This is a genomic window from Sphingobium sp. B2 (assembly GCF_007693735.1).
Lineage (GTDB): Bacteria > Pseudomonadota > Alphaproteobacteria > Sphingomonadales > Sphingomonadaceae > Sphingobium > Sphingobium xenophagum.
The window spans coordinates 99,651-113,700 of the sequence record NZ_VDBZ01000006.1 but is presented as its reverse complement, the minus strand read 5'-3'; the positions used below and the strand labels follow the sequence as shown (position 1 = coordinate 113,700).

Below are 14,050 nucleotides of genomic sequence, written 5' to 3'. Positions count from 1 at the left end.
GCTCACTTGGCAGGATAGTCTTCGGTATCGATGGTCCCGCGCATCACTTCGGGGTAGCGATGGCCGCTTACCGTTTCCTGGTTGATCAGCTTGCCAACGCGATCGAGCACCTCGGCCCGGATGACTATGTCCGTCGCCGCATGGTTTCGATCGAAATGCCCGATCGAACGCGTGCCCGGAATGACATGCAAATGGGCGCCGCGTGAGAGCACCCATGCGAGAGAAAGTTGGGCAGGGGTCACACCGTTTGCCGCGGCCAGCGCATCGAATTGATCGATCAGCGCTCGGTTCGCCGGCCAGTTCTCGGGCAGGAAGCGGGGATGCGACCGGCGCAGATCTTTCTCCGTGAGCGTTCCGATATCCCGCAGTTCACCCCCCAACGCTCCGCGCGCTATGGGCGAGAAGGCGACCATGGCAATGCCAAGTTCGTCGGTGGCGCCCAGCACGCCGAGTTCGATGTTGCGGGTCCACGGCGAGTATTCCGTCTGCACCGCCGCCATCGGATGGACGGCGTGGGCCTCGCGGATGTGTGTGCTTGACCATTCCGACACGCCGTAAGAACCGATCTTGCCCGCCTCGATCGCGCGAACCATCGCGCCGACCGAATCCGCGATCGGCACTTTGGGGTCGAAGCGGTGCATGTAAAACAGATCGACGTGATCGGTGCGAAGGCGCTTCAAGCTGGCATCGAGCGAGGCCGTGATCGCCGCCGGGCTGCAGTCGATCCCCCGGTGCGGGCCATCGACGAGTATGCCGGTCTTGGTCGCGAGCAGAAACTCGTCGCGCCGGTCCATGATGGCTTCGCCGAGGATATCCTCGCTCGCGCCGCTGCCGTAGATGTTGGCGGTGTCGAAATGATCGCAGCCGCTGTCCAGCGCGTGGCGGAACAGGGCCAGCGCATCCTCGCGCGAAGGCGGGTTGCCGTAGGCCCAAGCGACGTTCATGCAGCCAAGGCCAACGCAATGGACCCGCCGGTCCGCGAGGATGCGCGTCGTCATCAGGACCAGCCGTCCTGCGCTTCGAGGCTGGCGGCTAGTTCGCCAATCACGCGGTAGCAGTCGAGCACCTTGCCCACCGACGAGTTGGGTTCGCGTCCTTCACGGATCGCGGCGATGAATTCGCGGTCCTGCAGTTCGATGCCGTTGTTGGATACGGCTACGCCGGTCAGGTCGATCGGTTCTTCCTTGCCGTTCACAAGGTCGTCGTATCGCGCGATGTAGGTGGCGTTATCGCCGATGTAGCGGAAGAAGGTGCCCAGCGGGCCGTCGTTGTTGAACGAAAGCGATAGGGTGCAGATCGCGCCCGTTTCCGCCTTGAGCTGGATCGACATGTCCATGGCGATGCCGAGTTCCGGGTGCTTGGGCCCCTGCAACACGTTGGCGGCGACGATCCGGCCCGACTGGTAGGCGAACAAGTCTATCGTGTGCGCGGCATGGTGCCACAGGAGGTGGTCGGTCCAGGAACGCGGCTGGCCCTTTGCGTTGATGTTCTTGCGGCGGAAGAAGTACGTCTGCACGTCCAGCTGTTGCAGCGTCAGCTCGCCTGCGGCGATCTTGTTGTGCACGTACTGGTGCGAAGGATTGAAACGGCGGGTGTGGCCGACCATGCAGACGAGGCCGGTTTCCTTCTGCTTGGCGACGACCGTCTCGGCATCCGCCCAGCTGTCCGACAACGGGATTTCCACCTGCACGTGCTTGCCGGCATCCATGCAGGCGATCGCCTGCTCGGCGTGCATCTGCGTGGGGGTGCACAGGATCACCGCATCGACGTCGGGCAGGGCCAGTGCTTCGGCAAGGTCGGTGCCGGAGTGCGGGGCGCCGTACTTCGCGGCGACTTCGGCGGCCTGCTCGGCCGACCGGCTGATGACCGAGGCGATTTCCACGCCGTCGATGTTCTTGAGGCCGTCGAGGTGCTTTTCACCGAAAGCACCGGCGCCCACGAGGGCTATGCGCATGGTATTCTCCTTGGAAATGGATGAAATTCAGATCGCAGCCTGCGCTGCGGCATTGTTGCCTTCCAGCGTGGGGCTGGGCGGCACCGTGCCGTCCACCGGTTCAAGCACGATATGCCCGATCGCGGTGTTGGAGCACGGCACATGGTAATGGCGATGCAGCGCCTTCGTCTCGCGGCCCAGCGCGCCGCGCATGATCAGCCACATCACCATTTCGATACCTTCCGAGCCGGTTTCGCGCAGGTATTCGATATGCGGGATCGTGCGTAGCTTTTGCGTGGTGCCGACCATGCCGTCGAGGAACATGTTGTCCCACTCGGCATTGATCAGCCCGGCGCGCGGCCCCTGAAGCTGGTGGCTCATGCCGCCGGTGCCCCAGATTTGGACGTTGAGGTCCTCCCCGAAAGATGCGACGGCGCGCGCGATCGCTTCGCCCAGCGCCCAGCAGCGGTTGCCCGATGGCGGCGGATACGTGACCACGTTGACGGCCAGCGGAATGACTTTGGCGGGCCAGTTCTCAGGCGCGCCGTACATCATCGTCAGCGGCACGGTCAGGCCATGGTCGACGTCCATCTCATTGATGATGGTCATGTCGAATTCGTCGAGGATCAGGCTCTGGGCGATGTGCCAGGCGAGATCAGGGTGGCCCTCCACATCGGGCACCTTGCGCGGACCCCAGCCTTCGTCGGCAGGCTTGTAGCGTTCGCCACAGCCGATCGCGAATGTCGGGATGATCTTCATGTCGAAGGCGGATGCGTGGTCGTTGTAGACCAGGATCACGACGTCGGGCTTGTTTTCTGCTCGCGCGATCCACTCGCGCGTCCAGTCGTAGCCTGCGAAGATCGGGCCGAAATAGGCGTCGCGATCCTTGCCGGTATCGGCAGCGACGCCCAGAAGCGGCACGTGGCTGGTGGCGATGCCTGCGGTTATGCGGGCCATTTCAATAGTTCCCCTTGATCGAGCGCACACCTTCAGGCGAGCGGCCCCCGGCGTCCATCATCGCCTTGTATTCTTCCACGCTCATGCCGGTCATCGTCGAGACGGCCTGCAGGAAGCTGAGGCCATCGGTGGAGAAGACTTTGGACAGGAAGTAGATGTTGCCGCCCAGATCGAGCAGGCGGTTATAGTCGCGCGCGAGCACGGCTTCCCGCTGATCCTGAGTCATCGGCCATTCGTTCAGATAGGCGCGTTCGTCCGCCAGCCAGCGCGTGCGGTTCTCCGCTTTCATCAGGCTCATCGCGAACTGGTTCAGATGATAGCCCTGACGCGCCCGCGCGGCGGTGTAGACGCGCGTGCCGGGAATATCGTCGAACGCGCCGAGGTATTCGTGAATGTCGCTCACAGGCTTGTCGGTCACAGGCCGCGCTCTTTCAATTGGGCGTCGAGGCGCGGGAAGACCTTGCGCGTGTTCCCTTCGAAGATCGCGTGGCGCTCCTCGTCGCTGATGTCGAGCGCGTCGACATAGCGCTTGGTGTCGTCGAAATAATGGCCCGTCTGCGGATCGATGCCGCGCACGGCGCCGACCATCTCGGAGCCGAACAGGATGTTCTTGTTGGCGATCACATCGGCCAGCAGGTCGATGCCGGGCTGGTGATAGACGCAGGTGTCGAAGAACACGTTGTTCATGATATATTCGTCAAGGCTGGGCTTCTTCAGCATGTCTGCCAGCCCGCGATAACGGCCCCAGTGATAAGGCACTGCGCCGCCGCCATGCGGAATGATGAAACGCAGCTTGGGGAACTTCGCGAAGAGGTCGCCCTGCATCAACTGCATGAAGGCCACGGTGTCCGCCGCGATGTAGAAGCCGCCGGTGGCGTGCATCGCCGGGTTGCACGAACCCGAAACGTGGATCATCGCGGGCACGTCCAGTTCGGACATGACTTCGTAGATCGGGAACCAGTATTCGTCGGTCAGCGGCGGGTGCTCAAAATGGCCGCCGCCCGGATCGGGATTGAGGTTGCAGCCGATGAAGCCCAGTTCCTCAACGCAGCGGCGCAGTTCCTTGATGGAGGCCGTCAGGTCCGCCTTGGGCGACTGGGGCAGCATGCACACGCCCACGAACGTCTCGGGGAACATCGCGACCACGCGGGCGATCAGGTTGTTGCAGTGGAAGGCCCACTCTTCGGAAATCGCCTGATCGCCGACGTGGTGCGCCATGGCCGAAGCGCGGGGGGAGAAGATCGTCAGGTCGGCGCCGCGTTCCTTGATGAGCTTCAGCTGGTTCTGCTCGATCGTCTCGCGGATTTCCTCGTCGGAAATCTCGGGGTAAGCGGGGATCGGTTCGCCTGCCTTGAACGCGGCAATCTGGGCCTCGCGCCAGGCGTCGTGGGCTTTGGGCAGGACGGTGTAGTGACCGTGACAGTCGATGACGAGCGACATGGCTCAGTTCTCTCCCTTAGGTGTAGCGGTAATGGCGGCGAGCTTCGCTGCGAAGCCCTCCGGCAGTGGTTCGATGTCCAGATCGCCAAGTGCCTGCTGGCGGGCGACGCTGTTTTCAGTCATCAGCGGGTCGATGCCCAGATCGCGCAACATCTGCGCAGCCTCGGCCATTTCAGCGGCGCGGCGGCGGCCATGGACCAGCATACGGTCGAGGTTGTAGTCGGCACGTTCCGCCCAGGAAATCGACTTCTCACTAGCGTCCAGAGAGGCGAGGACGGCATCGGCGACACCTTCGGCATGGGCGGCCAGCATCATCTCGGCGGTCAGCGCCTCCACGCCCTTGACCATGACCGAGCGCACCAGCTTGATCGCGGAGGCGCGGCCGATCGCATCGCCAACAACGGCGATTCTGGTGAAGCCCGCATCATGCAAGGCGCTTTTCGCCTCCGCCGCATCAGGGCCGGATATGTTGAGCGGCACGGCCATGCGGGCCGGGTTGACCGGGGCCATCACGGCAACGTCAACATAGCGCCTGCCAGCGTCCGCAAAGGCGCGGGCGGCCTCTCGCTTGGTGCCGGGCGCGACGGAGTTCATGTCGCAGAACAGGGCGTCCGGTGCGATAAGCCCGGCGCATTCCTGCGCGACATGCAGCGCCTGATCGGCGGTCACCAGCGAAAGGACCAGCGATGCGCCGGAGAGCGCCTGCGCCGCCCTGTCGCAGGACGTCACGCCCAGTTCGTCGATCGCGGGACGACGGGCAGCGGCAACGTCAAACGCTGCGGCTTGCGATTCCCATCCGGCGGCGCTGGCGAAAGTCGACCCGGCCTCGCCGAAGCCGATCAGGGCTATTGTTCCTCTCATGCCGCTCTAGGTGGCGGCGCGGCCTTTGCGCGGCAAATCGGAACTGGCGAAGGGCTATAAGACTGCGCTAACTTTGTGTGATGCCGCATTCGCGGGAGGCGGCTTCTAGATCGGCGAAGAATTCCGACTGGACCTCGGTGGGAAGCAGCGAGGCGCGGGTCGTCATGCCGATTGTACGGGCGAAGCGTTCGGGCAGGCGGGCCAGCGGACGCAGCCATTCGGCCTCCACTTCCACGGATACCTGATCGGGCGACAGCAGCGTTATGAAGTCCGTTCCCATCAGGACCTGACGGATCATCATGACGGACCCGGACTCGACCGGAACCGGCGGCAAAGGCAAGCCAAGGTTCGTGAAATAGCCCTCGAAACCGTCCCGCAGCGGAGTGCCGCGCGGTGCGAGCGTAAAGGGAAACCGCGCCATGTCCGCGCCACTCAGTGAAGCCCCGGCCAAAGGATGGCCATGGCGCGCATAGAAGGCCGGAACGTCATCGAACAGGCGGTGCTGGGCAAGGTCCGGTTCGGTAAGGGGTTCGCGCAAGGCCCCCACCATGACGTCGATCACGCCGCTCCGCAGCGGCTCGACCAGTTCCGCGCGCGATCCTTCGACGATGGTGAGCCGAACCTGCGGCCTGCGCGCAAGAAACCGCGCGACGGCGGCGGGCAGGATGCGGGCGCGCGAAAGCGGCATGGCGCCGATGGCGATGCGCCGGGTTTCGTGTCCGCGCAGGGCCATGACTTCGGACAGGCCCGCTTCCAGCTCCACTTGCGCCAGCCGAAATTCGCGCGCCAGTTGGTTGCCCGCGTCCGTGGTGATCGCGAACTTGCCCCGGCGGCTCACCAGCGCACGGCGCAGCGCCAGCGACAAGTCGCTGACCGCCCGGTGGATGGACGGCACTGACAGACCCGTCGCCTGACTGGCCCCGGTGTAACTGCCCGTCTCCGCCACCGAAAGCATCGCGCGCATCCGGGACATGGTGACGTGCGGACTGCGCACATGGGCCAGCGCGGCGGCGATGCGAGGGCTGAGGATTTCGCCAGCGCGCGTCGGGATCATACCGTCATGGCGGCGCTCGAACAGCGGCAGGCCAAGCGTGTCCTCCAGACGGCCCAATGCCTGTGTTATCGCAGGCTGGCTAAGGTTCACGGCGCTGGCAGCGGCATTGACCGTTCCCAAACGGGCAATTCGCTCCACCGCATGAAGGTGCCGCAGGTTCAGAGTCCAGATGTCCATGCACCCACTCTTAGCCAAATCCTATCGCACTTTCCAAAGTTCTCTTTCCGTTGTGGCACCGCCTTCGCCATCTCGGGACAAAACTAGGAGTGCATGTCATGAGTGGTATCGTCGTCCAGAACATAGAGCGTGCCGATCCGGCGGTGATCGACGGTCTTGCCAAGTGCGGCGTGGCCACCGTCCACGAAGCGCAGGGCCGCACGGGCCTTCTCGCCAGCTATATGCGCCCGATCTACAGCGGTGCGCGTATCGCAGGGTCGGCGGTGACGATCAGCGCGGCGCCGGGCGACAACTGGATGGTGCACGTCGCCATCGAACAGCTCAAGGACGGCGATATCCTGCTGCTCGCTCCGACCAGCCCTTGCGAAGACGGCTACTTCGGCGACCTTCTGGCCACCAGTGCGCAGGCGCGCGGCTGCCGTGGCCTTATCATCGACGCAGGCGTGCGCGATGTGCGCGACCTGACCGAGATGAACTTCCCCGTCTGGTCCAAGGCGGTCTATGCGCAAGGCACCGTCAAGAACACGCTGGGTTCGGTCAACGTGCCGGTGGTCTGCGCGAATGCCGCGGTGCAGCCGGGCGACGTGATCGTGGCTGACGACGACGGCGTCTGCGTGGTCCCGCGCGAAAAGGCCGCAGAAGTGCTTGCCGCCGCGCAGGCCCGCGAAGCCAACGAAGGCGAAAAGCGCGAGAAGCTGGCGAACGGCGTGCTTGGCCTCGATATGTATAAGATGCGTGAGCGTCTGGAGAAGGAAGGTCTGAAGTATGTCTGACCCTTCCGTCAGCGCTCCCTGCATGTGGATGCGCGGCGGGACGTCCAAGGGTGGGTACTTCCTGAAGGACGATCTGCCCGCCGACCCGGCGGCGCGCGATGCCTTTCTGCTGGGCGTCATGGGGTCCCCCGATCCGCGCCAGATCGACGGCATGGGCGGCGCCGATCCGCTGACCAGCAAAGTCGCCGTCGTGGCGAAATCTGCGCGCGAAGGGATCGACGTCGATTACCTGTTCCTGCAGGTCTTCGTCGACAAGGCTGTCGTCACTGACGCGCAGAACTGCGGCAATATCCTTGCAGGGATCGGTCCCTTCGCGATCGAGCGTGGACTTGTGGCTGCGACCGGCGATGAAACGCGGGTGGCGATCTACATGGAGAACACCGGGCAGGTTGCCGTCGCCACCGTGAAGACGCCGGGTGGTACGGTGACTTACGCAGGCGATGCCGCCATCGACGGCGTGCCCGGAACCCATGCCCCGGTGCCGCTGGAGTTTCGCGATACAGCCGGTTCCTCATGCGGCGCGCTGCTGCCTACCGGCAATGCGGTCGATGTGGTGAACGGCGTGCCGGTTACCCTGATCGACAACGGCATGCCCTGCGTGGTGTTCAAGGCCGAGGACGTGGGCGTCACCGGTTACGAGGATCGCGAAACGCTTGATGCCGATGCAGAACTCAAGGCGCGGATAGAGGCGATCCGCCTTGCGGTGGGTGAACGGATGAATCTGGGCGACGTGACGGACAAGTCCGTGCCCAAGATGATGCTCGTCGCGCCGCCCAAGAATGGCGGGGCGGTGACGGTGCGCAGCTTCATCCCGCATCGCGCCCATGCGACGATCGGCGTGCTGGGCGCGGTATCGGTGGCGACGGCCTGCCTGCTCGAAGGTTCACCCGCTGCCGAAGTGGCGCATGTTCCGGCGGCTGCGCGCAAGACCCTATCGGTCGAACACCCGACCGGTGAGATGACCTGCGTGCTCGAAACCGATGAAAACGGCGCGGTTACCAGCGCTGCTCTGCTGCGCACTGCGCGCAAGCTGATGGATGGGATTGTCTATGTCTGATCGTATCGTTTCCTGGCACGGCGCTCCGTCGAAGCCGCTCTACACCCCGCCTGCAGGCGCGATCGACGCGCATTGCCATGTCTTCGGGCCGATGGCGCAGTTCCCGTTCAGCGCCAAGGCGAAGTATCTGCCCGAGGACGCCGGGCCGGACATGCTGTTCGCCCTGCGCGATCATCTGGGCTTTGCCCGCAACGTGATCGTGCAGGCAAGCTGCCACGGCACGAACAATGCCGCCACGCTTGATGCCATCGCCAAAAGTGAGGGCAAGGCACGCGGCGTTGCCGTTGTCGATCCGGCGATCTCGGAAAGCGAGCTTGCGGCCCTGCACGAAGGCGGCATTCGCGGCATCCGCTTCAACTTCCTCAAGCGTCTTGTCGACGATGCGCCCAAGGACAAGTTCCTCGAAGTGGCCAACCGCCTGCCGAAAGGCTGGCATGTCGTGATCTATTTCGAGGCGGACATTCTTGAGGAACTGCGCCCCTTCATGGACGCGATCCCGGTGCCGCTGGTGATCGATCACATGGGCCGCCCCGACGTGACGCAGGGGCCGGACGGCCCCGACATGAAGGCGTTCCGCGCGTTCCTGAACAGCCGTGATGACATATGGTTCAAGGCGACGTGCCCCGACCGTCTCGATCCGACTGGCGATCCGTGGGATGCCTTTGCGGAGGCCGTGGCGCCGCTGGTCGCGGATTATCAGGACCGCGTGCTGTGGGGCACTGACTGGCCGCACCCCAACATGCAGGACGCGATCCCTGACGACGGGCATCTGGTCGACATGATCCCGCGCATCGCGCCGACGCCGGAACTGCAGCGCAAACTGCTGGTGACCAATCCGATGCGCCTGTATTGGCCTGAGGAAATGTGATGCGGTTGCCTGCCAGAGCGATCCGGCGGGCAAGCGCATCATCTAAATATTCCAGCTACGGTGCCGCTATCGCAGCCTTATCTCAAGCTTTCACCAAGAACGGCTGTTTGGAGTTGAACAGTGAGATGAATTCAATTTCGGCCGCGAAGCCAGTTGAGTTGCGCATGAACTACGTGATCGATGCGAGTGCATTTCGTTGAATCGGGAATAGTTTTGAGCGAGGTTTTGTAATTGCTGACACATCGAGCTTGCAGTGTAAGATGCTATATTTGGAAAATTAATCCAACATAAAAATATTATAAAAGATTGTAAATCGACTTAAGGATTTCGATTGGAATCGTGATAATGTATGCTGAGGAGCAAGCCCAAACTCGATGCTGCTCCGAAGGCGCCGAATAAGTATATCATGTCGGCATCGAATTTGGCAACTAACATGCCGACAATTGGGCCGGTGATTGCCAGCGAACCGTCGAAGAAGGCCGAATAGAGGCCTATTACCCTGCCCTTAAATTGCACTGGGAGGGCGTTCATTGAGATGATACCCATTGCAGGAAAAACGAGTGAGTAGCCTATACCGCTAGCAATAGCGCCTAAAACGGAAAGCCACTGGCTGGTGGCGAGGAAAAGGGAGAGTTGACCTGCCAACAGGATCATGCACGATATCCGTGACACTGTCATCAGACCGTATCGAAGGATGAGACGTGCCCCGACCAAGCGGACGGTAATGAACGCGGCGCTAAAGGCTAACAATGCGGCGCCTGCTCCATGCCAAGCACGAGCTTCGAATGCTAGAGTGATGAAGCCGGACATGGCAGCGGTCGGAAGGGTAGCAAACGCCAGAACAAGGCCAGGACGCCAGATGCGAGCAAGGACCGCGAAAACCGTAGCGCCCTTCGATGAGGGATTTGGTGCACTGGTGGTTTTAGGAAGCGTGAGCGCAATCAACGTCGCCAAGCAGACCGGCCCCCCCCGACGAACGCGACCGAAGCAAAGCCGGAAGTCGTCATAAGTTCGACACCTACAAATCCACCGACACCGATCGCCAGAAACATTGCGAGGCCTTGTCGTGCCATCACTTGTCCTGAATTCGATATCCCCGATAGATTTATCGCCCAAACCATCGCGCTTATGAGCAGAAAGCTCTCTCCAATGCCTGCGAATACACGGCCGCAAAGTAGAAGGCCAAGTGAGACAAGGGTATAAGCGGAGCCAGTGAGGGTACTGCCCAGATACAGGCCTGTCGAAAGCAGCAGAACCGGCATGGCGGCTAAGGCAATGGGGCGCGCACCGTGCCTGTCTACCATGGATCCTGCTGCGTGGCGGGACAGGATCGTGGCGAGCGACTGCGAACCGAAAGCCAAACCCGCCAAGGTCGACCCGAGCCCTAACTCCTGCCGCACAAAAGACACGATCGCCGGAAGAGGAATTCCAATGGCGAGAAAGCCCGTGAAAACCATAAAGACAAACGAAAGAGACCGGGCCTTCGGTGCGGCAGGCGAGGCTTCGATCATCCTGCGGCAGTCACTTGCATTGTTTGCTCGGTCGCCGTGTGGCGCTCGGCGGCCCGGGTGCGGCGGTTTATCGAGGCGCCCAACCCGATTGCAGCGAAGGCCGCTATCACTGGGAACACGGCGAGGACAAAATAGACATCGCTGCCTGCAACGCCGACGGAAAGAAGCGATGCCACAAGCATCGGCGACATAACCTGGCCCAGCCGCGAGGAGGCCATTCCCCAACCGAGCCCGGTGGTGCGGATTTCGGTTGGGTACAGGGTAGCGGCGATCGAATGCGCTCCCGAACCCCCGATACCGATGAGCAGTCCCACGCCGGCGGCCGCGCCAAGGACGAGCGTGAAGCTGTGCCCCGCGATGCCCAGAAGGGCAACGGAACCAGCGCCTAGCATGAGCGCCGGCGCCAGAGCCCTCGCGGCGCCGAAACGATCGACGAGATGTCCGGCCACTGCCATTCCCAATGCACAGCCGAGGTTGAAACTTGCCTGGGCTAAGGCGGCATCCGAAACGCCAAAGCCGATATCGGTAAGCAGGCTTGGCAGCCACACGACCATGATCTTCGTCATTGCATAACAAAAGAAATACAGCACCCACAAAAGCATGGTCGATGCGAGCAATCCATTCGTGAAAAGGCGCGAGATCGGTACTTTGGTCTTGCGGGCGGCAATGGGCGTTGCCGTCTGTTCCGAAGCCTCGATGGTGATCCCCAAGGATGCAGCTATGCGTTTGATGCTGTCTTCGCGCCCGCCCTTTGACAGCAGGAAGCGAAGCGATTCCGGCAGATAGAAACACAGGACAATAAGCGTGAGAAACGGCATGAGTGCGCCGATGTAGAAAACCCAACGCCAGTCGTAGGAGGCCAGAAGGTAAGCGCTGACAACGCCGCCGATCGATGCTCCCAGGGGATAGCCTGCGAAGATTGCACTGGCGACCGTGCCTCGCAGCCTCAGGGGCGCGTATTCAGACCCCAAGGCAAGGACGCAGGGTATGGCGCCGGCTAATGCGATGCCTGCTGCAAACCGCACCAGCAGAAGCCCGGCAAAGGTTGGCGTCAGGGCCGTCAGATAAGTGAATATTGTAATGCCGGAAAGCGCAACGAGCGTCGCGGTCTTGCGACCAAATCGATCTGCAAATGGTCCAAAACCCAGTGCTCCGAGGGTCGCACCGATCTGCGCGATCGAAAAAATCAGTCCAAGGGAGGTTTTCGTCAGCCCGAGGTCTTTGGCCATCAGCGGCGCCACAACCCCGATCGATTGATTGTCGATCCCGTCAAGCAGTGCCACCAGGGCGCACAATACAAAAGTTCTGATCTGCATTGCGCCCAGCGGTGCGTCATCCAATTGCGCTAGCGCAGACGTCCGCTCGTTGGCGGGGGCTCCTATCCCAGGCATTCCAGTCTCCAGATTTGCCGCTGTGGCATGGTCGCAGCGGAACTTTCTCGCCTCCGTCGCAACCGATCTTTACGTCGGCTTGCTGATCAGAGACTCGAGCGAGAATACCTCTAGATAGAAGTAATGCAAGAGCCATCCGCGATCTTTCTTGGCAAGGGGGAGGGACGGGCAAACGCCTTTGCGGATCGACCTCGACCTCGCTTCGGTTCGCATGTCAGGCCAGAAAAGTAAGGAAAACCAATACGGTGGGCTGCTACCCCCTTCAGGTGCGAAGATTTTCAGATGATTGCAAAAAACATCTATATCGAACTATATAACTTCGATATAGAATGATTTCTGATGTGTTTCCGGGGGCGGCGGGGCATCTCAGTGGCCGCCTGCACGGCTCAGGTAACAGCGTTCCTGGCGTGCCGGGGCCCCATAAAAATAGCGACCGCAACGACGGTCACCCTGCGAGAGGATTCAAGAATGGGTGCCTTTTCTGGTGCAGTCACCGGGTTTTTGATTGTTGCGTGCGCTTGTGAGGCGAGCGCGCAGGAAAGTGCTGCGCCAGCAGTTCGCGACAAGCCTCGCGAGGAAAAGGGGGTCGTGAGCCAGACTTCATCAGGCTCTCGTGTTACTCCTGAGAACGAGCCGTACCCGATGCAGGCGGCAGGCTGGGGGCCTGCTGCCGGACCGTTCTTTGTCGAACGATGGGCTGAAGACTGGTCTCGACTAAGGCGTGATGGTGAGGCCCCTGCCTTAAAGGCCATGCCCCTGATCGGCGACGATGTGACCTTGACGCTCAGCGCGGAAGCGCGCGTTCGCATCGACGCTTACGACGACGCCGCGTTGATGGAAGGAAACGATTTCAGTCAGTTGGAGTCTCGCGTAGTCACTGGTGCCGACATGCATCTGGGAGAGCATCTTCGTGTGTATGGTGAACTTGGGAGCGCTCAGGTCGGTGGCCATGGGAACGGCTTTACGCCGAACTATAGAGGCACGGTCACTCCTGGAAATTACCGGAATGATGTGGCGGTCCAGCAATTATTTGCAGAGGCGGCAACGCATGTCGGTGATTATCTGATCGGTGCGATGGTTGGACGGATGGAGTTCTCCGATGGACCGCGACAGTTGATCGCAATCAGCGACGGCCCCAATCTGCATCGGACATGGAATGGTCTCAGAACATACGTGCACGGTCGCAATTTTCGCGTCGGCGCCTTCTCGTATAAAGTGACGCGGCTTGGCAATGGTGCCTTCGATGAACAGGTAAATGGCGATGAACGTCTTAAGGGTGTGAACGCCAGTATCGTTGTCGCCCGCGGAAAGGGAGCGGGAAATATCTACCTCGATCCCTTTCTATTTGTGACATCGAATGTCAGGGGCTTGGCTGGCCCATCGCAAGGGGCCGACAAGCGCAAGAGTTTTGGCATACGTTTGTGGGGCAGCCGTGGTCCCGTGTCGGTGGACTGGACCGCCATTCGTCAGACGGGTGAGCACAAGGGCCGAAACATCGATGCCTGGGCCGCGTCGTTGGTTCAAAGCGTCCTCGTGAAGGAAAAGGGCGTTCGAGTTCGTGCCGGATTTCGTCTTGATATGGGCTCAGGAGGCAACAGCTTCGACCCGGATGGCCCTATCAAGAGCTTCAATCAGCTTTACGCGAGCTCGAATTATCTGGGTGAAGGTTTGCTCATCAGTCAGAGCAACGTCGCTATATTGGCACCGACCATTGCCGTTATTCCCACAAGAGGGGTGACTATCACCGCTGATTACGCTTTTCTTCACCGTCTGGCCCGCAATGACGCAGTCTATGGCGGTCTGATGCGACCTTATGCTGGAACACAGAACGTTTCCGGTCGGACGGTAGGCTCGCAAGCCAGGGTCGTGGCTTCCTGGGCAGTAAACGACCACGTTACCTTGTCTGCCGAAAGCGAGCATCTCTTTGCCGGCAACGTCCTGAAGCGGGCGGGCTATGGCGGTGGGACTTATGGCATGATGAGCCTGACGCTGCGATATTGAGCGGCTTTTCAGCACCGACATGGACGA

The 14,050-nt window shown here is 61.5% G+C and carries 15 protein-coding genes; 5 read left to right on the top strand and 10 right to left on the bottom strand.

From position 1 onward, the window contains the following. Positions 1–2: 2 nt before the first annotated feature. The 7 genes from FE851_RS23595 to FE851_RS23565 form a co-directional block, all read right to left on the bottom strand. Positions 3–998 (bottom strand): aldo/keto reductase, encoded by a 996-nt coding sequence (locus tag FE851_RS23595; protein ID WP_103098052.1) that lies wholly within the window; start codon positions 996–998, stop codon positions 3–5. Further along, positions 998–1,954, bottom strand: coding sequence for a Gfo/Idh/MocA family oxidoreductase (locus FE851_RS23590; protein WP_103098053.1), 957 nt, complete (start codon positions 1,952–1,954; stop codon positions 998–1,000). Before FE851_RS23590 ends, FE851_RS23595 begins: the two co-directional genes overlap by 1 nt. 27 nt (positions 1,955–1,981) lie before the next feature. Beyond that, a complete protein-coding gene (locus tag FE851_RS23585) occupies positions 1,982–2,890 on the bottom strand; it encodes a class III extradiol dioxygenase subunit beta (protein ID WP_103098054.1) in 909 nt (302 codons plus the stop codon). A 1-nt stretch (position 2,891) separates the two neighbouring features. Continuing rightward, the gene (gene ligA, locus FE851_RS23580; protein ID WP_245892739.1) at positions 2,892–3,308 is read right to left on the bottom strand and encodes a protocatechuate 4,5-dioxygenase subunit alpha; all 417 of its coding nucleotides are present in this window, start codon (positions 3,306–3,308) and stop codon (positions 2,892–2,894) included. Continuing rightward, positions 3,305–4,330 (bottom strand): amidohydrolase family protein, encoded by a 1,026-nt coding sequence (locus tag FE851_RS23575; protein ID WP_103098055.1) that lies wholly within the window; start codon positions 4,328–4,330, stop codon positions 3,305–3,307. The genes ligA and FE851_RS23575 overlap by 4 nt, the downstream gene beginning before the upstream one ends. A gap of 3 nt (positions 4,331–4,333) precedes the next feature. Next, on the bottom strand, positions 4,334–5,191 hold the full coding sequence (locus FE851_RS23570; protein WP_103098056.1) for an NAD(P)-dependent oxidoreductase: 858 nt from the start codon (positions 5,189–5,191) through the stop codon (positions 4,334–4,336). A 67-nt stretch (positions 5,192–5,258) separates the two neighbouring features. Further along, complete coding sequence (locus tag FE851_RS23565) at positions 5,259–6,422, bottom strand: LysR substrate-binding domain-containing protein (protein ID WP_103098057.1); 1,164 nt, start codon at positions 6,420–6,422, stop codon at positions 5,259–5,261. Positions 6,423–6,520: 98 nt separating this feature from the next. On the opposite strand from FE851_RS23565, the gene ligK reads away from it, so the two are divergent. Genes ligK through FE851_RS23545 form a run of 4 tightly spaced genes read left to right on the top strand, consistent with a single transcriptional unit; the run spans position 6,521 to position 9,320 of the window. After that, a complete protein-coding gene (gene ligK, locus FE851_RS23560) occupies positions 6,521–7,195 on the top strand; it encodes a 4-carboxy-4-hydroxy-2-oxoadipate aldolase/oxaloacetate decarboxylase (RefSeq protein WP_103098058.1) in 675 nt (224 codons plus the stop codon). After that, entirely contained in the window at positions 7,188–8,252 is a 1,065-nt protein-coding gene (locus tag FE851_RS23555) for a 4-oxalomesaconate tautomerase (RefSeq protein WP_103098059.1), read from the top strand. Before ligK ends, FE851_RS23555 begins: the two co-directional genes overlap by 8 nt. Continuing rightward, the gene (locus FE851_RS23550) at positions 8,245–9,120 is read left to right on the top strand and encodes an amidohydrolase family protein (protein ID WP_103098060.1); all 876 of its coding nucleotides are present in this window, start codon (positions 8,245–8,247) and stop codon (positions 9,118–9,120) included. Before FE851_RS23555 ends, FE851_RS23550 begins: the two co-directional genes overlap by 8 nt. Then, the gene (locus FE851_RS23545) at positions 9,120–9,320 is read left to right on the top strand and encodes a hypothetical protein (RefSeq protein WP_145206793.1); all 201 of its coding nucleotides are present in this window, start codon (positions 9,120–9,122) and stop codon (positions 9,318–9,320) included. The genes FE851_RS23550 and FE851_RS23545 overlap by 1 nt, the downstream gene beginning before the upstream one ends. A 118-nt stretch (positions 9,321–9,438) precedes the next feature. On the opposite strand, the gene FE851_RS23540 is transcribed toward FE851_RS23545, so the two are convergent. From FE851_RS23540 to FE851_RS23530, 3 genes are all read right to left on the bottom strand, one after another. Next, positions 9,439–9,774 (bottom strand): MFS transporter, encoded by a 336-nt coding sequence (locus FE851_RS23540; protein ID WP_145206792.1) that lies wholly within the window; start codon positions 9,772–9,774, stop codon positions 9,439–9,441. Positions 9,775–10,061: 287 nt separating this feature from the next. Continuing rightward, positions 10,062–10,631: an MFS transporter gene (locus tag FE851_RS23535; RefSeq protein WP_103098062.1), complete on the bottom strand. Its 570-nt coding sequence runs from the start codon at positions 10,629–10,631 to the stop codon at positions 10,062–10,064. Continuing rightward, positions 10,628–11,971: an MFS transporter gene (locus tag FE851_RS23530; RefSeq protein WP_186378973.1), complete on the bottom strand. Its 1,344-nt coding sequence runs from the start codon at positions 11,969–11,971 to the stop codon at positions 10,628–10,630. The genes FE851_RS23535 and FE851_RS23530 overlap by 4 nt, the downstream gene beginning before the upstream one ends. Positions 11,972–12,490: 519 nt before the next feature. Between FE851_RS23530 and FE851_RS23525 the strand changes: the two genes are divergently transcribed. After that, positions 12,491–14,023, top strand: a complete 1,533-nt coding sequence (locus FE851_RS23525) for an alginate export family protein (RefSeq protein WP_170066013.1) — start codon at positions 12,491–12,493, stop codon at positions 14,021–14,023. Positions 14,024–14,050 lie beyond the last annotated feature (27 nt).

What these genes read in the sequence shown, in the direction of transcription:
- FE851_RS23595 (WP_103098052.1), bottom strand. Translation starts at nt 998, where the DNA reads ATGACGACGCGCATCCTCGCGGACCGGCGGGTCCATTGCGTTGGCCTT.
- FE851_RS23590 (WP_103098053.1), bottom strand. Translation starts at nt 1,954, where the DNA reads ATGCGCATAGCCCTCGTGGGCGCCGGTGCTTTCGGTGAAAAGCACCTC.
- FE851_RS23585 (WP_103098054.1), bottom strand. Translation starts at nt 2,890, where the DNA reads ATGGCCCGCATAACCGCAGGCATCGCCACCAGCCACGTGCCGCTTCTG.
- FE851_RS23575 (WP_103098055.1), bottom strand. Translation starts at nt 4,330, where the DNA reads ATGTCGCTCGTCATCGACTGTCACGGTCACTACACCGTCCTGCCCAAA.
- FE851_RS23570 (WP_103098056.1), bottom strand. Translation starts at nt 5,191, where the DNA reads ATGAGAGGAACAATAGCCCTGATCGGCTTCGGCGAGGCCGGGTCGACT.
- FE851_RS23565 (WP_103098057.1), bottom strand. Translation starts at nt 6,422, where the DNA reads ATGGACATCTGGACTCTGAACCTGCGGCACCTTCATGCGGTGGAGCGA.
- ligK (WP_103098058.1), top strand. Translation starts at nt 6,521, where the DNA reads ATGAGTGGTATCGTCGTCCAGAACATAGAGCGTGCCGATCCGGCGGTG.
- FE851_RS23555 (WP_103098059.1), top strand. Translation starts at nt 7,188, where the DNA reads ATGTCTGACCCTTCCGTCAGCGCTCCCTGCATGTGGATGCGCGGCGGG.
- FE851_RS23550 (WP_103098060.1), top strand. Translation starts at nt 8,245, where the DNA reads ATGTCTGATCGTATCGTTTCCTGGCACGGCGCTCCGTCGAAGCCGCTC.
- FE851_RS23545 (WP_145206793.1), top strand. Translation starts at nt 9,120, where the DNA reads ATGCGGTTGCCTGCCAGAGCGATCCGGCGGGCAAGCGCATCATCTAAA.
- FE851_RS23540 (WP_145206792.1), bottom strand. Translation starts at nt 9,774, where the DNA reads ATGATCCTGTTGGCAGGTCAACTCTCCCTTTTCCTCGCCACCAGCCAG.
- FE851_RS23535 (WP_103098062.1), bottom strand. Translation starts at nt 10,631, where the DNA reads ATGATCGAAGCCTCGCCTGCCGCACCGAAGGCCCGGTCTCTTTCGTTT.
- FE851_RS23525 (WP_170066013.1), top strand. Translation starts at nt 12,491, where the DNA reads ATGGGTGCCTTTTCTGGTGCAGTCACCGGGTTTTTGATTGTTGCGTGC.